This is a genomic window from Acinetobacter amyesii (assembly GCF_023499985.1).
GTDB lineage: Bacteria > Pseudomonadota > Gammaproteobacteria > Pseudomonadales > Moraxellaceae > Acinetobacter > Acinetobacter amyesii.
On sequence record NZ_JAMCOU010000039.1, the window covers coordinates 89,489 to 110,331 of the forward strand.

General features: G+C 41.6%; 22 protein-coding genes. 13 read left to right on the forward strand and 9 right to left on the reverse strand.

Annotated features, from left to right (window positions below):
• Positions 1–56: 56 nt before the first annotated feature.
• Positions 57–2,564 carry a hypothetical protein gene (locus tag M5F03_RS15625; RefSeq protein ID WP_249708840.1) on the reverse strand — a complete coding sequence of 836 codons (2,508 nt, stop codon included), beginning with the start codon at positions 2,562–2,564 and terminating at the stop codon, positions 57–59.
• Between the two features lie 230 nt (positions 2,565–2,794).
• Here M5F03_RS15625 and M5F03_RS15630 point away from each other — a divergent pair, with 230 nt between their 5' ends.
• Positions 2,795–4,618, forward strand: coding sequence for an acyl-CoA dehydrogenase C-terminal domain-containing protein (locus M5F03_RS15630; RefSeq protein ID WP_180077081.1), 1,824 nt, complete (start codon positions 2,795–2,797; stop codon positions 4,616–4,618).
• A gap of 317 nt (positions 4,619–4,935) precedes the next feature.
• A complete protein-coding gene (locus M5F03_RS15635; RefSeq protein WP_249708841.1) occupies positions 4,936–5,238 on the forward strand; it encodes a hypothetical protein in 303 nt (100 codons plus the stop codon).
• A 43-nt stretch (positions 5,239–5,281) separates the two neighbouring features.
• On the opposite strand, the gene M5F03_RS15640 is transcribed toward M5F03_RS15635, so the two are convergent.
• Together M5F03_RS15640 and hemW are read right to left on the reverse strand one after the other, a co-directional pair.
• Positions 5,282–5,689, reverse strand: coding sequence for a hypothetical protein (locus M5F03_RS15640; protein ID WP_111884191.1), 408 nt, complete (start codon positions 5,687–5,689; stop codon positions 5,282–5,284).
• Between the two features lie 133 nt (positions 5,690–5,822).
• Positions 5,823–6,977 (reverse strand): radical SAM family heme chaperone HemW, encoded by a 1,155-nt coding sequence (gene hemW / locus M5F03_RS15645; protein ID WP_249708843.1) that lies wholly within the window; start codon positions 6,975–6,977, stop codon positions 5,823–5,825.
• 124 nt (positions 6,978–7,101) lie between these two features.
• Here hemW and M5F03_RS15650 point away from each other — a divergent pair, with 124 nt between their 5' ends.
• From M5F03_RS15650 to M5F03_RS15660, 3 genes are all read left to right on the forward strand, one after another.
• Positions 7,102–7,560 (forward strand): DMT family transporter, encoded by a 459-nt coding sequence (locus M5F03_RS15650; protein ID WP_180084595.1) that lies wholly within the window; start codon positions 7,102–7,104, stop codon positions 7,558–7,560.
• Between the two features lie 41 nt (positions 7,561–7,601).
• Positions 7,602–8,960 carry an MATE family efflux transporter gene (locus M5F03_RS15655; protein WP_306670494.1) on the forward strand — a complete coding sequence of 453 codons (1,359 nt, stop codon included), beginning with the start codon at positions 7,602–7,604 and terminating at the stop codon, positions 8,958–8,960.
• A gap of 124 nt (positions 8,961–9,084) precedes the next feature.
• On the forward strand, positions 9,085–9,516 hold the full coding sequence (locus M5F03_RS15660; RefSeq protein WP_249708845.1) for a hypothetical protein: 432 nt from the start codon (positions 9,085–9,087) through the stop codon (positions 9,514–9,516).
• Here the strand turns inward: M5F03_RS15660 and M5F03_RS15665 are convergent.
• Entirely contained in the window at positions 9,513–9,725 is a 213-nt protein-coding gene (locus tag M5F03_RS15665; RefSeq protein ID WP_078189319.1) for a DUF1737 domain-containing protein, read from the reverse strand. The genes M5F03_RS15660 and M5F03_RS15665 overlap by 4 nt on opposite strands.
• Positions 9,726–9,926: 201 nt before the next feature.
• Here M5F03_RS15665 and M5F03_RS15670 point away from each other — a divergent pair, with 201 nt between their 5' ends.
• On the forward strand, positions 9,927–11,225 hold the full coding sequence (locus tag M5F03_RS15670; protein WP_078192488.1) for an ABC1 kinase family protein: 1,299 nt from the start codon (positions 9,927–9,929) through the stop codon (positions 11,223–11,225).
• A 107-nt stretch (positions 11,226–11,332) separates the two neighbouring features.
• Entirely contained in the window at positions 11,333–11,587 is a 255-nt protein-coding gene (locus tag M5F03_RS15675; protein WP_078189321.1) for a type B 50S ribosomal protein L31, read from the forward strand.
• A gap of 120 nt (positions 11,588–11,707) precedes the next feature.
• On the opposite strand, the gene crcB is transcribed toward M5F03_RS15675, so the two are convergent.
• Positions 11,708–12,091, reverse strand: coding sequence for a fluoride efflux transporter CrcB (gene crcB, locus M5F03_RS15680; RefSeq protein ID WP_180126876.1), 384 nt, complete (start codon positions 12,089–12,091; stop codon positions 11,708–11,710).
• Positions 12,092–12,260: 169 nt separating this feature from the next.
• Here crcB and M5F03_RS15685 point away from each other — a divergent pair, with 169 nt between their 5' ends.
• Positions 12,261–12,593, forward strand: a complete 333-nt coding sequence (locus M5F03_RS15685) for a HopJ type III effector protein (protein WP_078192490.1) — start codon at positions 12,261–12,263, stop codon at positions 12,591–12,593.
• 89 nt (positions 12,594–12,682) lie between these two features.
• On the opposite strand, the gene M5F03_RS15690 is transcribed toward M5F03_RS15685, so the two are convergent.
• Both M5F03_RS15690 and M5F03_RS15695 read right to left on the reverse strand, forming a co-directional pair.
• Positions 12,683–13,123, reverse strand: a complete 441-nt coding sequence (locus tag M5F03_RS15690) for a protease inhibitor I42 family protein (protein ID WP_249708847.1) — start codon at positions 13,121–13,123, stop codon at positions 12,683–12,685.
• Between the two features lie 63 nt (positions 13,124–13,186).
• Positions 13,187–13,747, reverse strand: a complete 561-nt coding sequence (locus tag M5F03_RS15695) for a hypothetical protein (protein WP_078189325.1) — start codon at positions 13,745–13,747, stop codon at positions 13,187–13,189.
• 304 nt (positions 13,748–14,051) lie between these two features.
• On the opposite strand from M5F03_RS15695, the gene M5F03_RS15700 reads away from it, so the two are divergent.
• Positions 14,052–14,678, forward strand: coding sequence for a class I SAM-dependent methyltransferase (locus M5F03_RS15700; protein ID WP_180161334.1), 627 nt, complete (start codon positions 14,052–14,054; stop codon positions 14,676–14,678).
• A 47-nt stretch (positions 14,679–14,725) separates the two neighbouring features.
• Here M5F03_RS15700 and M5F03_RS15705 read toward each other — a convergent pair whose 3' ends face one another.
• Positions 14,726–15,319 (reverse strand): hypothetical protein, encoded by a 594-nt coding sequence (locus M5F03_RS15705; RefSeq protein WP_180116001.1) that lies wholly within the window; start codon positions 15,317–15,319, stop codon positions 14,726–14,728.
• Between the two features lie 55 nt (positions 15,320–15,374).
• Positions 15,375–15,845, reverse strand: a complete 471-nt coding sequence (locus M5F03_RS15710) for a Holliday junction resolvase-like protein (protein ID WP_078192492.1) — start codon at positions 15,843–15,845, stop codon at positions 15,375–15,377.
• Between the two features lie 132 nt (positions 15,846–15,977).
• On the opposite strand from M5F03_RS15710, the gene M5F03_RS15715 reads away from it, so the two are divergent.
• The 4 genes from M5F03_RS15715 to yccS all read left to right on the forward strand — a co-directional run bounded on the left by M5F03_RS15715 (position 15,978) and on the right by yccS (position 20,834).
• A complete protein-coding gene (locus M5F03_RS15715; protein WP_078192493.1) occupies positions 15,978–16,622 on the forward strand; it encodes a ParA family protein in 645 nt (214 codons plus the stop codon).
• Positions 16,623–16,772: 150 nt separating this feature from the next.
• On the forward strand, positions 16,773–17,894 hold the full coding sequence (locus M5F03_RS15720) for an AI-2E family transporter (RefSeq protein ID WP_180175907.1): 1,122 nt from the start codon (positions 16,773–16,775) through the stop codon (positions 17,892–17,894).
• Positions 17,895–18,010: 116 nt separating this feature from the next.
• A complete protein-coding gene (sodC, locus tag M5F03_RS15725) occupies positions 18,011–18,559 on the forward strand; it encodes a superoxide dismutase [Cu-Zn] SodC (protein ID WP_249708849.1) in 549 nt (182 codons plus the stop codon).
• Positions 18,560–18,683: 124 nt separating this feature from the next.
• A complete protein-coding gene (gene yccS / locus M5F03_RS15730) occupies positions 18,684–20,834 on the forward strand; it encodes a YccS family putative transporter (protein ID WP_372491159.1) in 2,151 nt (716 codons plus the stop codon).
• Positions 20,835–20,843 lie beyond the last annotated feature (9 nt).

Genomic DNA, 20,843 nt, shown 5'->3' on the forward strand with positions numbered 1-20,843 from the left:
AGCAGTCGAAACACCTAAAAAAAGAACCTCAATTGAGGTTCTTTTTTTGATCCAACTTACTTCTTATGTTTTTGTATGGCTTTATAGGTCTCATAATAAGCCGATTGGCTGAACAACTCTTCGTGTTCTGCTGCTAGGCCTTGCAATGACGCTTCTGATAATTTTCCTTTGATATCATCAGCAAAGGCTTGCGCATAGATTTTTGATGCTTTCACCAAATGCGCTTTTTCAGTTCCTTCCAGTTCATAACTGGCTAAAAAGTTTTGTTGATATAAATGTGCAAATATCGCCTGATCAGTCTTATAGTTTTTTTGCAATTGTTTCCACTCAACCTGAGCTTTGTACTCACCAATCCCCGACTGCACATAATGATTGACCGAAGAACCTAAGTCATCAAAGTCTTGATAGCGATGCAAAGCATGCTTATCACGTAATTGATTTAAACGTTTCAGCGCATTGCCTGTTGGCTCTTTTAAGCCATCAACAAATCGATATGCATAAACTTCTGCAATTTCATTCAAATCATTGGCTGAGTAATAACGCACATACTGAGCGCGATAGTTAGCAAATGCCACGACAAATGCCGCTTGATAGGCTTTCACTTCAGATTGATGACGTTTATAACTTTGCAATGCCACAGTACTGAGATATTCAGGAAGTTCGATTTCTTCATTTGCAGCACGGACATCATCAACCGATGCAGTTTCTGCTTCAGCAAGCAGAGGATCATTTCCTGTGATCGGCGCAAGCAGGCCTTTCAACATATTTTCAAAGAGTGAATCTTTACTGACTTCCTCAATGGATTTTGCCTGTTTCATGGCTTGACGATCAATTTTAGTCGCATTGCCATAATTCAAGATTTGGTTGCTACTTTTCAGCTTTAATTGACCTAAACGTGGCTCATTAAAGGCCAATTGATAGTCCATTACTTTGACTCGGCCTTTATGATCTAAGCCTACATCCATCACGACATTCGAAGATGATTTATCCTGTGTATTCAGCACCTGCGCAATTTCAGCTTGATGCTTTTGCCATAATTGCTGAAATTGTTTTACATCGATAAGTTGTTCACTTTGATATTGCTGGAATACTGGTTTTAATTGCTCAACAGCATCCGAAATCTCTGAATCTGTATTGGATGCGTCCGCAGCAGAGGCCGATGGTACAGCATCTTCTTGCAGCGGTATCACCCGAACATCTTGATAATCCTGACACAGTGTGACTTTACCAATCGGCACCTGTTTGGTGTTCATCAAGGCCTGACAGACTTCCTCAGATAAATTCGCTGTTTCATCATCTTCTTCTGAAGCCGCATAAGCTTCGGTTACTTCAGTATCCGAACTATAGGCTTCTTCATCATCACCCGCGGTCGCCTCCGCATATGCACTTGCAGTATCGATCGCGTATTCAGCAGATTCAGCGGCAGAAGACGTTTGTTCTTCTTCCGTTTCATGTTGGTGATACATCAGGCCATGCATTTTCGCATTGAGCAGCTCATTCACACGTTCTACAGATGCATAAGCCGCATCATAGTCTTCATCCTCAGCTGCTGCCGCTACTGCACCTCCCGCCGCTTCAGCCGCAGCCATCGCCTCTTCGGAAGCACTGTGATGCACAGCAGCGTCCACAGATTCATCTTGCTCGGCGTCACTATTACGCTGACCTTTGATTTGCGTGGTGTAATAGTTGGCATTCACAAAATCGAAAAGTTCAAGCTGGGTGTATAGCGCATTAAGATCACCCACATAGCGGATTTTTTTAGTCAGCCCTGCATTTTTTTCATCACGTGTTAAAGCAATATTTTGCACTTGATTTGGCTCTGCCAAGACATAGGGCAAAGCATTCATTTGTTTTAAATAGTCAGCAAATTTTTTCAAATCGTACTGAGCAATCGTCTCTTTATGTTTTGAAAAATCCACATAAGCCAAGCTGCTTTGGCTTTCACGATTTACCATAAACGGCATGAACGCAAAGTAGTTGGTATAAAATTTATGTTGATTAAAATCAATGATCATCGGCAACTGTGCATTCACCTGCAAAGTCGGTTTTTGATAACTCAATTGCAAGGTTAAGGCAGCAAGTTTTTCTCTAAAATGTACTGAACCACTATAGCTAAACTGTAAATCATTCAACACATTCAGCAGTGATTGAGCAATTTTAGATTGCGGAGAAACGCCATCATCTTCATCGCTATAGCGCGCTGATGGTGGGATCGATTCATTGGCAATAGCTTGATAGAGCTGTTTCTTTTCTTTTTGGCTAAATGGAATATTTTGGGTTTTAATCAACTGATCCAGTTGTTTTTTAAGTTTAGGATCCAGCTCTGGCTGTGTAATAGTTGCAGGCTTTGACTTGGTTTCAGGCTTTTTTTCATCAAACTGAATATCGGTCTGAATTGAAAATTGCCCTTTCATGTCATAACTGGCATTTTCAAACATTGCGTTTAAGCCTTGAGTGGCTTGTTGCCCGAGAGACTGCTCTGTTGAATTGGTTTTTATGACATGTTGAGCACACCCAGTAATACTCAAACCCAGTAAACAAAGTGTTATATATTTTAATCGCATAATTGTACGAAAGACCTAAGTTCTTTATGATTTATTAAAAGAAAAAAATGATCAAAAGATCAACACCCAGTCTATCAGAAGTTTACTTTTCACATGTTGGTTAAATATTACAATTCGCCTTTCTGACATTTTTTAAGGGCGTATTCATCAATGTTTTTTGGATGAAATTATGAATAATCAAATCATCAATACAGATAATCCAAAAAAATTTAGATATTAGGATTAAGACTATGCCTGCATATAAAGCGCCTTTACACGATATTCGTTTCTTAATGAATGAAGTGCTCGATTACCCAGCACACTACAAAACTTTGTCTAATGGTGAAGCTGCTGATGCAGATACTGTCGACATGATTTTAGAAGGTGCAGCGGATTTTTGTGAAAACATCCTTTCACCTTTAAACCAAACGGGTGATGAAGAAGGCTGTCATTTTGAAAATGGTGATGTGAAAACACCAAAAGGGTTTAAAGAAGCCTATGACCAATTTGTACAGGGTGGCTGGCAAGGTCTGTCTTTCCCTGAAGAATTTGGCGGTCAAAACTTGCCACAGTCGTTGAATCTCATCAAATCTGAAATGATGGGTACAGCAAACTGGTCATTCCAAATGTATCCGGGTCTCAGCGTAGGTTGTATCAACACCATTTTACAATTTGGTTCAGAAGAACAGAAAAACCAATATTTACCGAACCTTGTTGCTGGAACTTGGTCAGGCACCATGTGCTTAACTGAACCTCAATGCGGTACCGACTTAGGTCAGGTAAAAACCAAAGCGGAACCTCAAGCTGACGGTAGCTATGCAATTTCTGGTACAAAAATCTTCATCTCTGCGGGTGAGCATGATTTAACAGATAACATCGTGCATATCGTACTTGCTCGTCTTCCAGATGCTCCTGCAGGTACTAAAGGGATTTCATTGTTCATCGTTCCAAAATTCCTTGTGAAAGCAGACGGTTCAGTGGGCGAACGCAACCCAGTGACTTGTGGTTCGATTGAACACAAAATGGGGATCCGTGCTTCGGCAACAGCTGTGCTGAACTTTGACAATGCCATTGGTTACTTGATCGGTGAAAAACACAAAGGCCTACATGCAATGTTCACCTTTATGAACACTGCACGTATTGGTACAGCAATTCAAGGTATTGCACATGCTGAATTGGCATTCCAAGGCGCACTTCCATACGCGAAAGAACGTATGTCTATGCGCGCACTTTCAGGTAAAAAAGATCCTGAAAAAGTAGCCGATGCGATTATTCACCATGCAGACGTACGTCGTATGCTTTTAACTCAAAAAGCGATCGCTGAAGGCGGCCGTTCAATGATTTACTATGCAGCTCAAATTGCGGACAAAATGACTGATGCTTTAACCCGCGGTGATACAGCAGCGTTTGAAGCACATGATGACCACTTAGGCTTCTACACCCCGATTCTCAAAGGTTTCTTAACCGAAATGGGTTATGAAGCTGCAAACCATGGTATGCAAGTATACGGTGGTCATGGTTATATTAAAGAATGGGGCATGGAACAAATTGTTCGTGACTCACGTATCTCTACTCTCTACGAAGGCACAACTGGTGTTCAAGCACTAGACTTGATTGGTCGTAAAGTTCTGTTGACCTCTAAAGGTAAAGTGATTCGTGACTACACAGCTGAAATCTTGAAGTTCTGTGGTCAACATGCACGTAACAAATACATGCGTCGTTTTGCGTGGGACTTAACGAAGCTTTGCGCACAGTGGAATGCATTAACGGTTCGTATCATGCTTGCAGCACGTAAAGACCGTGACATCGTATCTTCTGCTTCTGTCGATTTCTTAATGTTCTCTGGCTACGTGATGATGGCTTATTTCTGGGCACAACAAGCTGCCGTAGCTTCTGAAAAATTAGCAGAAGGCAATGGTGCAGAAGTTCCTGAGTTCTATAAAGCAAAAATCAAAGTGGCAGACTTCTACTTTGAACGCCTATTACCACGCTCACAAGGTCACGCTGAAGCAATGGTTAACCCATCGAAGACCATGACTTCTTTGGCTCCTGAACACTTTAGCTTTGACTACTAAGCTTTAAACCGAGTTAAATGACTCTATAAAAAGACCGCTTCGGCGGTCTTTTTGTCTTCTCTTTTAATTTTCATCTATAGCGATAATGAGCAGCATTCTTAATTTCTTCATGAGGTAATAACAATGTATAAAGATGAACTTTATATGGAGAAATATTGTTGTATTTTTCAAAAAAATAATTTTATTTAATAAATATTAAATACTTAAATTAAATTTCACTCGATGATTTTAGCTTTACATTTGTATCTCATACAACTTCATATCTTCTCCATAGCCTCCCCCTATGATGAATTCATTGATTCATAAAGAGCGTAACCATGAAAAAACTGATGTCTTCATTAATGATTGGTCTAATTGCAACAACTGCGACAATGTCTGCAATGGCAGCGCCTGCATTCGATCATAAAAATCCGCCACCTGCTGCACACTTCGATAAAAAACCTGTACCGCCTAAAACAACACATCACAAACCTGCTGGGCCGCAAATAGTGAAAAAAGAGCATCAACAAGCTCATGCAAAATTTGCCAAACAAAATCATAAGGCCGTAGCTTTTAAAGGCAATCAACACAAACCTGTTTCGCAGCATAAATTACCGCCAATGCCACCGAAACATCGTTAAGCTAAATTAAAAAAAGACCGCTCATGCGGTCTTTTTTTAATATTTACTTTGCTTTATCAGCAATAAATTCTTTAATCTCTATGGGTTTATCTTTTACCAACTCAACTGTGCCTTCATTCACACCATTAAAGTTCTTAAAGTGAATTGAAACACCTTGGTCGTTGGCAAGTCGTACACCACTTCCTGAAACTCCTCGTTTCAATTCATACACACGATCAGAATTATCAGTCAATTGTGCGGTTTCAAAATTATCTTTGGTTTTTAACTCAAGGCTTAGATCTTGTGGCCCTGTAAAGTGAATCACTTGCTCATCTTGAGCTACTGCAACATCGTTTGTTTGTGCAGTTGTGGCCGTTGCCTCTGTTGCAACATTTTGTTCTGATGGTGCTTTTTTATCGGTGCAACCCACCAAAGCTATAGTTAATAACGTCGCAGTTAAAATATATTTCATTTTCTGAAGTTCCTTTATGCCATGTAAATTCAATTATCAACTGAATAATTTCATACACATTCTGCAAATTACATTCGAAATATGAAAAATTACTTGTCGCTCAAATTTTAAAACAAGTTTGACATAGCTTTCATTACAGGAATTCTTCCAATACTGAATTTAAAAAGATATGTCCCTGCTCGGTACAAGACAAAAGTGTTGGATCACTGACCATCAATTTACGTTCACGTAATGAGTTCAATAACTCGGCAATCGGCTCTAAACTTTCCCCTGTACGCTCGCTATATAGCTTGGCTTCCACCCCATGATTTAAACGAAGTGCATTCATCATAAATTCAAAAGGCATGTCGGCTGCTTCGATGCGCTTAAACTGAAGATGTTCAGCAGGTACTTTGGCTAAATAGTCTTTCGGCAATCGGGTTTTTTGGAAACGATACACCCCGTCTGGCATGGTCACTTTGCCATGTGCGCCTGCGCCAATCGCCAAATAATCGCCAAACTGCCAATAATTTAAATTATGTGCCGACGGCTTTTCTTTACGCCATGCCGATACTTCATAATTGATAAAGCCTTGCGCTGTTAAATAGGCTTCGCCCTGTTCTTGAATATCTTCAAGCACATCATCGACAGGTAAAATCGGCTGGGTGCGGAAAAAAACCGTATTCGGCTCAATCGTCAATTGATACCACGACACATGGGTTGCCCCATTTTCAACAGCAAGTTTTAAATCCAACAGTGCTTGTTCTAGACTTTGCTCAGGAAGGCCATGCATTAAATCAACATTCACTCGCTCAAAGCCTGCTTCTCGCGCATGCTGAATGGCTTGAATCGCATCATCATTGGAATGAATACGACCCAGTTTTTGTAAATGCTCTGGATTAAAACTTTGTACACCAATTGAAAGTCGGTTAATGCCTGCGTCTAAATAACCCGCAAAAGGATCGTGCTCAACCGTGCCCGGATTGGCTTCTAAGGTAATTTCACAGTCCGCTTCAAATGGCACTAACGCTTTGAGTTGAGCAAATAACCATTGATAGCCTTTGGATGAAATGAGCGATGGTGTACCCCCACCAATAAATACACTATGAATCAGGCGACCCTGAGCAAAATCGACTTGCGTTTTAAAGTCTTCAACCAACGCCTGTAAATATTCTTGTTCTAAGTCTAAAGACAATTCACCATTCGGCACTGCATGCGAATTAAAGTCACAGTATGGACATTTGCGCACACACCACGGCATGTGAATGTATAAAGATAACGGAACAACTGCAGGATTTAATTCAACCAAGGAAAATGCTCAAAAGGAACAAAAGAAGTAAGCACATTTTAACATGACTGCATCAGAGCGCTTATGAAATCTCATCCACAATACAGTAGACTAATAAATTTAAGAAGAATTAGATGATTAGAAGATGAAAATAAGTAGCCATTTATTGTACTTACTGCCGCTCGCGATGGGTGTTGGTATCGCTATGACCATTCAAACAGCGATCAACAGCCAATTGCGTGAATATTTATATTCACCGCTGCAAGCTGCCCTTTTTTCTTTTTTGATTGGTACAATAGTCCTCGCCTTTATGGTGTTTTTTCAATCGGCCGAAAAACCGGACTTTGCAAGTTTTGCTCAAATCCCTTGGTATTTATGGCTGGGGGGATGTTTGGGTGTTTATGCCATCAGTATCAGTATTTATACCGCACCGAAACTGGGTTTTTTATCCCTCTCCGGTCTGATTATTTTTGGACAGATCTTAATGTCGATGGTATTTGACCATTTTGGCTTGCTCGGCACTGAAAAAACCCCGATTAACTGGCAACGCTTATTGGGTGGCGTGGTGATTTTTATTGGTGTGCTTCTCACTTTCCAACGCTAAGACCTCATTCCTAAGCACCTCACAAGAAATGAGTACATTCTGTGTCTACTGTCACGGCTGTAACAAGCAGCAAGTATGAATTAAAACAACTGTTTCATTTAATGATCCCGATATTGATTACGCAGTTTGCGCAAGCGGGATTTGGTCTCATTGATACCATCATGGCTGGACACATGTCCGCCAATGACCTTGCAGCCATTGCGGTCGGGGTCGGTTTATGGATACCGGTCATGCTGCTGTTCAGCGGCATTATGATTGCAACCACCCCATTAGTGGCAGAAGCCAATGGTGCTCGCACGCCTGAAAAAATTGCCACCATCGCCCGTCAGTCTTTGTGGGTTGCGTTGTTTCTTGGCATTATCGCTGCACTGGTTTTACAGGCAATGCCGCTGCTTTTACCGTTATTGGGTGTCCCTGAAGTATTACTTCCGAAGGCGAGCTTATTCTTACACGCCATTAGTTTAGGTATGCCTGCTGTCACCATGTACGCAGCTTTACGTGGTTACTCAGAAGCATTGGGGCATCCACGTCCAGTCACTGTGCTGAGTCTGCTGGCCTTATTGGTGTTAATTCCACTGAACTTTATTTTTATGTATGGTTTAGGCCCAGTCCCTGAATTGGGTTCTGCTGGATGTGGTTTTGCCACCGCGATTTTGCAATGGTTAATGTTCTTTGCTTTGGCGATGTACGTTTTCAAAGGATCGGCCTATCAAAAAACCCAACCTTTCGCTGCTTTTGAAAAAATGAACAGTGAATGGATCAAACGTATTTTAAAACTCGGCTTTCCCATTGGCTTAGCTATTTTCTTTGAAGTCAGTATTTTTAGTACAGCCGCTATTGTGTTGAGTCCCTTGGGCGAAGTCACCATTGCAGCGCATCAAGTCGCCATTTCGATTACCTCGCAATTGTTTATGATTCCCATGTCACTGGCGATTGCGCTGACCATTCGGGTCGGTACCTATTATGGGGAAAAAAACTGGCTAGCTATGCGAAAAGTCCAGAAAGTCGGTATGTTGACAGGGACGGTATTTGCCCTAATTACCATGTTGCTGCTTTGGCTTTTACGTAATGAAATTGTGTCACTGTATACCAATGACTATGATGTGACTCAGCTTGCGGTGTACTTGGTGTTGTTCGCGATTGCCTATCAATTGATGGATGCATGGCAAGTGAGTGCCGCAGGGTGCTTACGTGGTATGCAAGATACCAAAGGACCAATGTGGATCACTATGATCGCGTATTGGATCATTGCCTTCCCTGTCGGGATCTATCTTGCACGCTTCACCACGACTGGTGCTGCAGGCGTTTGGATTGGCCTAATTGTGGGTCTGACTGTCGCCTGTATACTGCTACTTACACGTTTATTTATGATGAATAAACGTTTAGCTCAAGCGGGATAAGCCCTTAAAAATCATCTAAAAAGTTACTTAAAAAAGACGGCTAGGCTATGCAGAAGATTAATGCAAATTAACACGCTGCATAGCAACGCCATAAATAAAAAGCACGAAGAAGAGGAAAATAAACATGTCCCATGTATTTCGCTTGATCAGTCTCTGTCTGAGCTTAGGCTTTTCCATGTCACTACAGGCTGAACAGTCAATCAACCGACATGAATTTCCTTTATATTACGCACCCATCAAAGTTCAATCACAACCCGAATTTGATTACATCAATCAAGCACTTTGGACAGCCTTTCGCTTTTATCATGAACAACAGGCGGACTCATATACCGCACGTTTAAAATTAAGTTGTCAGCAGTCTGGTATGGCGTATACCTATCAAGACTTCATCAAGGCCAATCAAAAGTTTGCCTCTGCGGACGATCAGGATTTTATCGTGACGCAAAACCTCATCACATTGAATGAAAATTTACACCATAACCAATGCAGTAAATATCTCGGTCCACATTTAGAACTGGAAAAAACTGAATCTAGCGAAGCAGCAAAAGCCAACTAATTAAGCGCCTCGATGGCATTTTTTAAACCTTGTGGCACTTGGCTGTCGTCTTCTACGTCTTTCACGATCGCCTGCCCGACGATCACATCTGTCCCATTAAAACTCATGGTTGGTGAGCCATACAATTCATAGCCTTCATTTAAAGCTTTGGTCACACGAGCACAGAAATTGACATCATCTTTACCGGTTAAATAGCGATACACTTTCATCGTTCAGTTCTCTTCTAGCGACGCGATATTTTAAACCATTCAGCGCGTGGCTTAAATTTGCCTGAATTATTTTCAGTATTTACATTTTTGCCCATCATTTTATCAATGCAAATAAAGTCTTAACAATTTAAAGTAGGCAGTTTGTGTTTTGTCGCCTATGATCGGTATTAGATAATAAATGATGATCTTGAGGAACATCACATGGCAAAAACGGCTAGCACACCGGGTCGTCGCTTTATGAAACTTGCCAGTATGACGGCAAGCATTGCTACTAAAACCGTTTCCAATTCCATCCGCAATATCACTGCCGATGAAGAACAGAAAAATGCATCTCGCAGTAAACTTTTTCAGGACATCGGTCTGCAAATTGCAGACACTTTGGGTGAAATGAAGGGTGCGGTGATGAAAGTCGGACAAATTGCCTCGCAGTACAAAGACATTTTTCCACCTGAAGTCGCAAAAGCCATTAGTAAATTACAACGCCAAGCGCCAGCAATGCCCTTTGCTGAAATTAAGGCCCAAGTAGAACAAGAACTCGGCAAACCCCTCGCGCAAATTTTTAAAAGTTTTGAAGAACAACCTTTTGCCGCTGCATCCATTGGGCAGGTGCATAAAGCCGTGTTACCTAATGGTCAGCAGGTGGTGGTGAAAGTGCAATATCCGGGTGTCGAAGAAGCCTGTGAAAGTGACTTAAAACAAGTTCGCCTTGCACTTCGTCTGATGGGCGTATTAAAAATTGATCGGAAGTTACAAGACAAGCTATTTCGTGAAATTCAGGACAGTTTAGACAACGAATTGAACTATGAAATTGAAGCGCAAAACTTAGATGTAGCCCGTGCTTTTCATAGTGCGCTGGATGACAAAATCATTATTCCACAGGTCTATAAAGATTATTCTTCACGTCATATTTTGACTCTAAGTCTAGAGCTTGGCGACAGTATAGAAACTGCCAGTACGTGGTCACAAGAAACCCGAAATGCCTTGGGAAGACGCTTATTCCGTGCTATAGGCCGTGAAATTTTCTTCCTTAAACGTTTCCACTGTGACCCGCATCCGGGCAACTTCGCCTTTCGTGAAGATGGTTCAGTCATCGTATATGACTACGGCGGTGTGAAAACCCTATCTCCTGAAATCGTGTCGCACTTTAAGCAATTGATCAATGCTGCACGCAAGCACGATATTCCACTGATGGAACAGCAACTGGATGCCCTACATTCCCTCAATGAACTCGGTAAATTCCCTACAGAGTTGTATGAGCAATGGCTTGAAGTACTGATGCGTCCGCTGACCACACAATACGACTTTGCTGAAAATTCAGCGCACCATGACGGGGTAGAATTAATTAAGCCATCTCTTAAATACTGGGATGTGTTTAAACCGTCGCCAGACACCCTGATGGTGAACCGGACTGTTTCAGGGCATTATTGGAATTTGATTCATTTGAAAGTGAATGACAATCTCAATGATCTCTTTGATGAGTTGGTCCCACCTAGCGCTTAAGGGAGCGTAAAGCGCTGATGATTGCCCGATGAATTTCGGGCAATATTTGCATTTTTAATTGTTATGTTATAACATTTCTTTAATCAATAAATTTAAGGAACAGAAGAATGCGTGCCAACATCCATCCCGAATACCGTGAAGTGCTCTTTCATGACACCAATGCCAATGCCTTTTTTGTGATTGGCAGTACTTTAAGTACCAATCAAACCAAAGAGTTTGAAGGCAAAACTTATCCGTATGTGACACTCGATATTTCAAGTGCATCACATCCTTTTTATACAGGTGAACAACGTCAAGTGAATAACGAAGGACGTATTGCGAACTTTAATAAACGCTTTGCGCGTTTCAAACGCTCACAATAAGTTCAGTTTAGATTAAGTTTTTTCTTTTAAAATTAAAACATTAAAGAAGTTCAGGGTTCCCCTCCTCCAGCCTGAGCTTCTTTTTTTATGTCTGAAATTTTGTGGTTTTCAAGCGTTGTTTTAAACATCTATTTTTAAAATCGAATGAAATAAGTAATATCCCAGCCCCAATACGATGACACCAATCACCACACTGGAAATGGCATAACTAAATGCCAGCCCACTTTGCCCTTGTCTAAGTAGTTGAAAGGTTTCTAAGCCGAAACTCGAAAATGTGGTAAAGCCACCTAAGATCCCGACCATAAGCAATAAGCGTGCTTCATTTTGTAGAACGGGATATTTTTGGCTAAATGCAAAAAACACACCTGCACAAAAGCAACCTAAAATATTCACCCACCATGTTGCCCACGGAAAGAGCACGGTTGGCTTGGCCAATAACAGTCCTGCTGCATAGCGAAGTGTTGCCCCAATTGCGCCGCCACATGCGACCAAAAGCCAGTTCATATTTGTCCTACTTCAACATCATTGGTATCTACAATTTAGGCAACAGACTGCCTAAGGTCGCCCTTCAATATACACGCATTTAATTTACGCAAATAGTGTTAAATGTTTGGGCCAAAGCTTGCTATAGTCTGCAACACTTTGCGGTATTTTTTTATTGAAAGAGGACATTATGGCTCAGGAATTATTAGATCAACTCCAAGCAGGGACTGCGAAATTTTCAGATGTGATTGCATTTATTGAAGCGCGTTATAACCACACACCAACTGCTTTTACCAATGGCAAACAAGCCAATGCAGCGACTGAAAACCAAGGCAGTGCCAAAGTATTTTCTTTTGCCCAATTGAATGGTCTAAACCAAGCTGAAACCTTAAGTCTTTTTGCTGAACATTATGCTGCTGTTTTGGCGACACCAGACGCAACTGACCACCAAAACATTCGCCAATTTATGCAAAATGGTTGGGAAGGTATTCAATTTGACGGTCAAGCGCTGAGCGCGAAATAATACATACGTGGACGTTTTAAATCAGTTCGTCTGCCATAAAAAAGCCAGTATAAATACTGGCTTTTTTATCTTTTCATCATTGGTTCAAATCAAGATACTCGAACTCTGCAAGTCCATTCAGCCATCGCGGTTTTTTCCCAAGCTCGTGCATGCTTCAAATGTAGTAATTCTTCACCGGCAGTCAATGCGGTAAAACGATAAGTTTTTTGACCACCGGCACCTAGCACTGGTGTCGCATCTGCAGCAGCAGCTTGTTGTTGTTGAGCTGATTGAAACACTTCTTCAACTTTAAAAAGTTTCGGTTGCTCAGCCAAAGACCATACATATCCGGTACTTGGATTTTCGTTTAACAGTACTTCTAAAGTTTGTCCACGATCCATCTCAAGCAAGGTCGGACAACTTTGCTGTTCAGTAAATACATGGGTTTTCCCATCTACAGTTGAACTCATACTGGTACATCCACCAAGCGCCAAACCACTCGCCATCATTAGACTCAAAATAAGCTTTTTCTTTATCGTCATTTTCATCATCAAATTATTTTACCTTGAATCTAATGCACACCGATTTCAATACGATCTCGATGCAATCGAAGTTTAGCCTTTGACTTTTTCAATCCACTGAATCGAACTTACACGAAAAACCTCACAAGCCCCATCACCCGTGTCTGTTGGGGTCAAAGATGAAGTCCAAACCAAATCTTTGTCTTTCACCTCAACCAAATCCCCTTTTAAACGCACAAGATCGCCACGTTTCACTTGAGTAATTTGTTTCGCAATTTGCGGGTTTGCAGGAATGATGTGCATATTCGACACCATCATCATGGCTTGCTTTTGCGGTACAGGAACGCGATCCATTTTCCAATTTAAGAAACGGTCATATTGATTGACTGAGATCGTGCGGGCAATTTCTGGCTCTGCAAATAAACCCCAACTGACCGCATAATCGATCGGAGAAAATTTTGCTTGTTCATCTGTTTGATAGGTTTTAGAACCTAAAATTCGGAAATCACCTTTAAATTCTTTCAAGGTAGAAATCGACTGGCCTTTGGCAGCAGGTGCTAAGCCTTTGGCAATATTATAATCTGAAGACGCTTGGACACCGACATTCAATAAAAAGCCTGCAAGCACAGTACTTAATGCAATTCGCTTGATCATCGCGTTATCCTCTTACCCTGTAATACTTCACATTACTCAATTTTAATTCTGCAATTGAGCCGACTTCATCTATTCATAATGCCCCAACCTGAACATGAGCTTAAAATCACGTCAGTTGAGCATGATGAATGTCGTTTTCACTAGTTGTAACTCTATATTACGCACACAGTCTGCATAAACCTTATGAACTTGGTAACAAAATGCTGTTATTCAGTCAATTGGTCCATATCCACGCCCTACCACATGATTTAAAATTAAAAAGACATGATTTACACTTTAAAAAAAGCCAACAACAATACTCGCTATGATTTATAAATTTTATCAACAACACATTTTTCCTCATCTTTTAAATCAAGTCATGCAAGTACCAAGCTTGATGGATAAACGACGCGAACTCCTGTTAGCCGTATCTGGTGAGGTGCTCGAAATTGGCTTTGGTACAGGTTTAAATTTAGCGTTTTATCAAAATGTCGATACGGTTTTTGCCCTAGAACCCAATCCTGATATTTTTCATTTAGCTGCTGAACGTGTACATGCAGCGCCCTTTGAGGTACAGCATATTTTAGCCGGTGCTGAAAAATTACCCTTTGCAGATGAAAGTCTAGATCATGTCGTGAGTACATGGACCTTATGCAGCATTGCCGATATTGAAACTGCGCTTGAAGAAATCTACCGCGTCCTTAAACCAACAGGGACATTTCATTTGGTTGAGCATGTACAACACAATGAAAATGGGAAAATTAAGCAGTTACAACACCTACTGACGCCCATTCAAAAGAAAGTCGCGGATGGCTGTCATTTGGATCGTAATATGCAAAAGTTGCTTGAAGATGCCCAGTTTGAATGTTTTGAAACGCAGTATTTTGATGCTGAAGGCATTCCAAAAATTGGTCAGCGCATGTTGCTCGCCCGCGCACGGAAGTTGAGTTAAAGCGTCCAAGGCCATGTTTAAGCACAATCAAATCTAGATAAAAATACCTAGTCTTTGATTAATCGAATGGCATTAATTTTTAGGATATGACAGGGCTTTTTATTCAACACATTATAGGTGTTATACGACTTCCCTGTTTTGATGGAATGTACATCCACCCATGCACCCAAAATCTCCACACGATCCCCTGATTTTAAACGACGAATACGATTTGCAACGTCTTCGGATTGAGCAATCACACTGACATTTTGCAATTCAGACTTGAGCTGTTCAACTTGTGTCGAGGGTACATTTTTCGCTTGTACGTTAAAACAGCGGTTCTGCTGCGACCATTCAAGATGATATTTTAAAGACTGGAAATCATTTGCGCCTGAACCCAGTAGCAGATCAATATTGCTGACATAGGCCAAGTCTTGAAAGCCACCCACCACGGTCGGTGCGGCCGGATGTAATGTACGACTACTCGCACTGTAGTAGCGTTTATCCAACAGCAAATATTCACCGGAAAATGCCTGAGTCGGTGTGACCTGAAAATTTTTCAGCACACCAGTTTGCTCTAAATGTGGAATGGCACGAAAATATTCAGACCATATCCACAGCATGAGCGCAAAAACGGCTGCAGTCGCTAAGAGTTTTTCCATGTGGATATTCTGTCCTTATTACTTTTCGACGGTTCTGAGGCTGAGTCACGCGAGCTTAAATGTGCTCAAAATCAATTCGGATGGTTTCAAAACGCACTCGCCCTTCGGCAATGGCTTGAGCAATCGCTTGTTGCCCTTTGGTCAAACGTGCCCCACCACTTTTAATATCAATCAGCACCACTTCGATGTCTTCAGCGAGTCCATCGCCATCACGAAAGTCGGTATAGCCATCAAAAACCACATAATCGATCGGGTCACCGAGAAACTTTGCATCGCTAGGTAAATATTGAAATTCGGGCATGATCGGCGCCATTTGTTCGGCCATTTTGCCTTTTAAAACAGCACGACTGGTATTTACACTGCGTTTTTGTGCATGGGCCAATGCCTGCTGATGTTCCAATTCTAGTTCTGCAATATATTGCTCGTATTCTGCCTTAATCCTTCCATTGCGACTGCCACTTAAAATTAAGGTGGTCAGTACAATCCCAATACACGCGCCAATGAGCATGGCCATCCAGACAGACATTTAAAATTCCTAATCTTTTTAATATATTACAGCGAAACGTATAGAAAAAACTTAGACTTTGGTTCTTTGTCATATTCCCCGCATTAAACAATGATATGCTAGGGATGAGCAGAATAAAATCTATTTAGGTCGATGAAAACGATATTAATTGCCAATCAAAAAGGTGGTTGTGGCAAAACCATCACAGCAATCAGTTTAGCCTCTGCACTTGCGCAAAAAGGTTATAAAGTGGCCTTGGCAGATGCTGACAATCAAAAGTCTGCACGTCAATGGCTCAAACAGCGCCCAGAGACTGCCGCCCCAATTCAGAGCCTAGATTGGCGTCATGAAAAGTCGATTGGTGATGTGCCAAAAGGGATTGAATATCTGATTATCGATGCACCGGGTGCGTTATCGGGTGAACATGCAGATCAGTTGGTCAGTGAAGCTCATGCCATCATTACCCCGCTACAACCATCTTTCTTCGACATCGACTCGACCCGTCGTTTTTTAAAGCATTTGCAAGAAATTAAGCGGATTCGTAAAGGTAAAGTCCAAATCCTATTGTTGGCCAATCGTGTCAAACCCAATTCTGCTCATTCCAAAGAAATTCAAGATTTTTTCAATAAAGTGGAACAACAGCCTGTTGCTTGGATTTCTGAACGCACTGCTTATGGTCAACTTGCCATGCAAGGTCTTTCGGTTTTTGACAAAACGCAAAAATTGTACCTCGGTATGCAACAACAATGGCAACCTGTGCTCAATGCCATTATTGAAGACGAAGCCGAGTGGTTTTAACCCATCATTCCACATTTTGTTGATATAAAGGCCAATCTTGCAAGGATCTAGCCTGAAAGATATTCACCATAAGTTAACAAGCTCTCGTTTTCGGGAGCTTTTTTTTCGGTTAAGATTGAACACAACATGATGAAAAAATCAGAGCACGCATTGCCAACGTTCGCACCTACATTACAAAAAGTCTTATTGTTCGGATTATTTTTTATCCTGATTTTTTTGAGCTTTAGCGTACTCAAATACTTTATTGTGCCCGTTGTTTGGGCAGCGATTATTGCTTATATGACTTGGCCGCTGTATCAATCGGTGCATCGTTTTTGTGGCAATCGTGCAAATCTAAGTGCGGCGCTGATGATCTTACTGGTGGTGCTCGTGGTGGGTCTGCCGGTGATTTTTGCGATCTTCTTGCTACAACATGAAGGCCGTAACTTGTATTTTGAATTACAAAAGCAGGTCTTCTCAGGTCATGTCAATGTGCCTGATTTTATTCGCCAACTGCCGTTTATTGGTAAAGAAGTCAGTCGTACCCTGCATGAACTGAACAATGACCCAAACAGTATTATTCAATCGGTACAAATTTGGATTCAGGGGCATTTGAACTACGGTAAAGTTTTGGTCGGCGAAGTCAGTAAAAATATCTTTAAGCTGTGTTTTGCCGTGATGTCTTTATTTTTCTTTTATCGTGATGGTCAAACCATTTTAAGTCAGGTCAGTAAAGCCCTCGAAATGGTGATCGGGCCACGTATTCATCATTATCTTGCCACCATCTCGGATACCACACGTGCCGTAGTATATGGCATCGGTCTTACCGCCATTGCCCAAGCTTTACTTGCCGGTGTGAGCTATTTTGTCGCCGATGTGCCTAACCCGATGTTATTAACCATCATTACCTTCATGTTGGCACTGATTCCGTTTGGACCACCAATTTCATATACCGCTGTGTCGTTGTGGTTATTTTCACAAGGTCAAACCATTGAAGCCATTGGCGTCATGGCTTGGGGTGTTTGTGTGGTGAGTACGGCCGATAACGTGATTCGTCCTTTAGTGATTTCAGGGGCAACGCAGATTCCATTCTTATTAATCATGTTTGGTGTTTTGGGTGGGATCGCCAGTTTCGGTCTTGTCGGTTTATTTATCGGCCCAGTGATTTTGGCAGTATTGTTAGCCATTTGGCGTGAATGGTTGCATGAAACCCAAATTGAAGCCGTCATGATGCCCAAAGCAACATTGGCACATGACTTAGACAATATAGATGATAAGCCTGAACAACCTTAATTCAGGCTTGAATTCATTAAACAAATATTACAATCAAATACTTAAATTATCTGTCATCCTGTATCCGCATCTGTTTCAATGGTTGAAACTCCATAAAAACAGACAGGATGCCAAACATGTCTTCACTATTTAAATTCGGTGCGCTTGCTGCGGTCAGTGCCCTGATGTTTACAGGCTGTGCGAGTACCTCGACTTCAACAGGTCTGAATGCAAAAACCGTGACGGTCAATGCCGTGACTGCTCAAGGTATTAGTCAAAGCATCGGTCAAATTAACTTGGTTGATAGCCCTGCTGGCTTGGTTATTCATACCAATTTAACCCAGCTTCCTCCGGGTCCACACGGTTTCCATATTCATGAAAAAGGCTCTTGTGCCCCAGCTGAAAAAGATGGAAAAGCAGGTGCTGCTCTTGCTGCAGGTGGTCACTTTAACCCTAAAGCTGCACCTCACCACGGTACGCCGCTAACAGGTCACTTGGGTGACTTACCGATCCTTCAAGTTCAAACCGATGGCACAGCAAAAGTGAATTTAATTGCACCACGTTTGAAATTGGCGGATGTACAAGGCTTAGCCATCATGATCCATGCTGGTGGTGATAATTACTCTGACGACCCTAAACCTCTAGGCGGTGGCGGTGACCGTATTGCCTGTGGTGTGATTCAATAATCGACCTTGCACATAGATTTGAACAAGCGGACTTTAAGTCCGCTTTTCTATTGAATAAAAATTGACAGTTCACAGAAAAAAGCTCAGTCTAATTTACAAAATCATTCGAATACTTCATAACTCTGTGAACACGCGACTCTCTTGGTTTCAACAGTTTCAATCCAGTGCAATCATTATGTATTGCCTGCAAATTTGTATTGTTTTGAGTGGCACCACGCTCGGATTATATTTTCTCGGTTTTCATAGTTTTATTGTGCCCGTCACCTTAGGTGCGATTGCCACTGCACTCACCGACTTTGATGACCGACTCAGCATCCGACTGCGTAATTTGCTCTATGTCTGCGTACTCTTCTTTAGTGTCAGTAGTATTTTAGATTTTCTCTATCCCTATAAGCTGCTGTTTATCTTGTATCTTTCACTTTCCAGTGCAGGATTTATTTTATTGGGGGCTTTGGGGCAACGCTATGCCACGATATCTTTTGGCACGATTTTACTATCGATTTATACCATGTTCGGCTTGGGCGAATATGAGACCTGGTATTTTCAACCCAGTTGCTTTGTTCTAGGGGCTTTATGGTATGGCTTCACCTCGATTCTCTTTTACTTGATTAAACCCACCCTACCCGTACAAGACAATCTCTCGCGTTGTTTTTTACAAATCGCCGAAGTACTGAATGCAAAAGCACGCTTATTCGACCCAGATAATGTCAACAATGTAGAACACTTACTGTATGAATTATCGCTCAAAAACAGTGATGTCATCCCGAGTTTAAACACGACTAAAGCTTCTTTACTCACCCGTTTAAAAGCCTCAAGGGCCAATAAAAACACCATCTACTGGCTGAATTTATATTTCTTAGCACAAGATATTCACGAACAGGCCAGTGCGAATTATTTACACTATGAACAAATTCATCAAAATTTTAGCCGTACCGATTTAATTTTCCGTTTTCAAAAAAATATTCGATTACAAGCGCAGGCTTGCCAACAGTTGGCCTACTGCATTTTGCATCGACAGCCCTATCAGCCTGATCCGATTACTGCGCAAGCACTGGCACATTTGCATGCCTCTTTGCAGGAGTGGATGGCCAATAATCCGCAAAATATAGAAGTGAAAAATCTACAGCTGATCTTGAGTAATTTGGACAGTGTGCAAGAACGCTTTTCGCATGTGCAGGATTTAGATCATTCACAGCAACAGGCCTATCAGCAGCATATCGACAACCTCAATTTACTCGACGACGACATTCACGGTTTGCACGATTTATGGCTCAAACTGAAACAGCATTTGAGTCCAGAATCTGCCTTATTTCGCCATGCTGTTCGCATCGCTTTTGTCTTTGCTATGGGCTATGCCATTTCGCTACTGCCCTTTGCAAAAAATGGCTACTGGATATTATTGACCAGTTTATTTGTCTGTCAGATGCGCTATTTTGCGACCAAAAGTCGTTTAAAAATGCGGACTTTGGGAACCATATTAGGGGTCTTACTTGGCATTCCTATTTTGTATTTTGTGCCAAGTGTCGAAGGTCAATTGCTACTGACAATTATTTTTGGCGTATGCTTTTTCTATCTGAGTGCCAAAAAATATGCCATGGCGACCCTCATGGCAACCTTAATGGTCTTGCTGATTTTTAATTTAAAAGGCGCAGGTTATGCGGTTATTTTACCGCGTATCGTTGATACCCTACTCGGCTGTTTTATTGCATGGTTCGCAGTGAATGTCATCTGGCCAGATTGGGACTTTCGCAATATTTCCAAGACCATTCAAAAAAGCTCTGCTGCGACCTTGCATTATTTTGATGCCGTAGTTGAGCAATATCTCCATGGGAAAACCAATAGCATTGATTATCGGCGTGCCCGTCGTTCAGCCCATAATGCTCAAACTGAACTATCGAGCATGATTTCAAGTTTAAGTACGGAACCTGATCCTGACCAGAACCTAATACAACACGCCTTTCGCTATTTGGTGTATAGCCATAGTCAGCTCAGTTATATTTCGGCACTGGGGAGCCACCGTGAACAAGTACAAGACCAACAAGTCCTTGAACTGCTGCAATGGTGTCAAAGCACCCTAGACGACGTCTTAATTCAGCAAAAACCGCTCAACCCTGAGAAAATTCAGCAAAAACTTTTCGAAATTCAAACACTCAGCACTGAAGAAATGCGGTCTAATCACCTACAACTGGTGCTCAAGCAGATCAGTTTATTATTAGAAACATTAGCCGAACTGATTCAGCTTCGAACACAGCTGATTCAGGCAGAAATAAAATAGAATCATTTG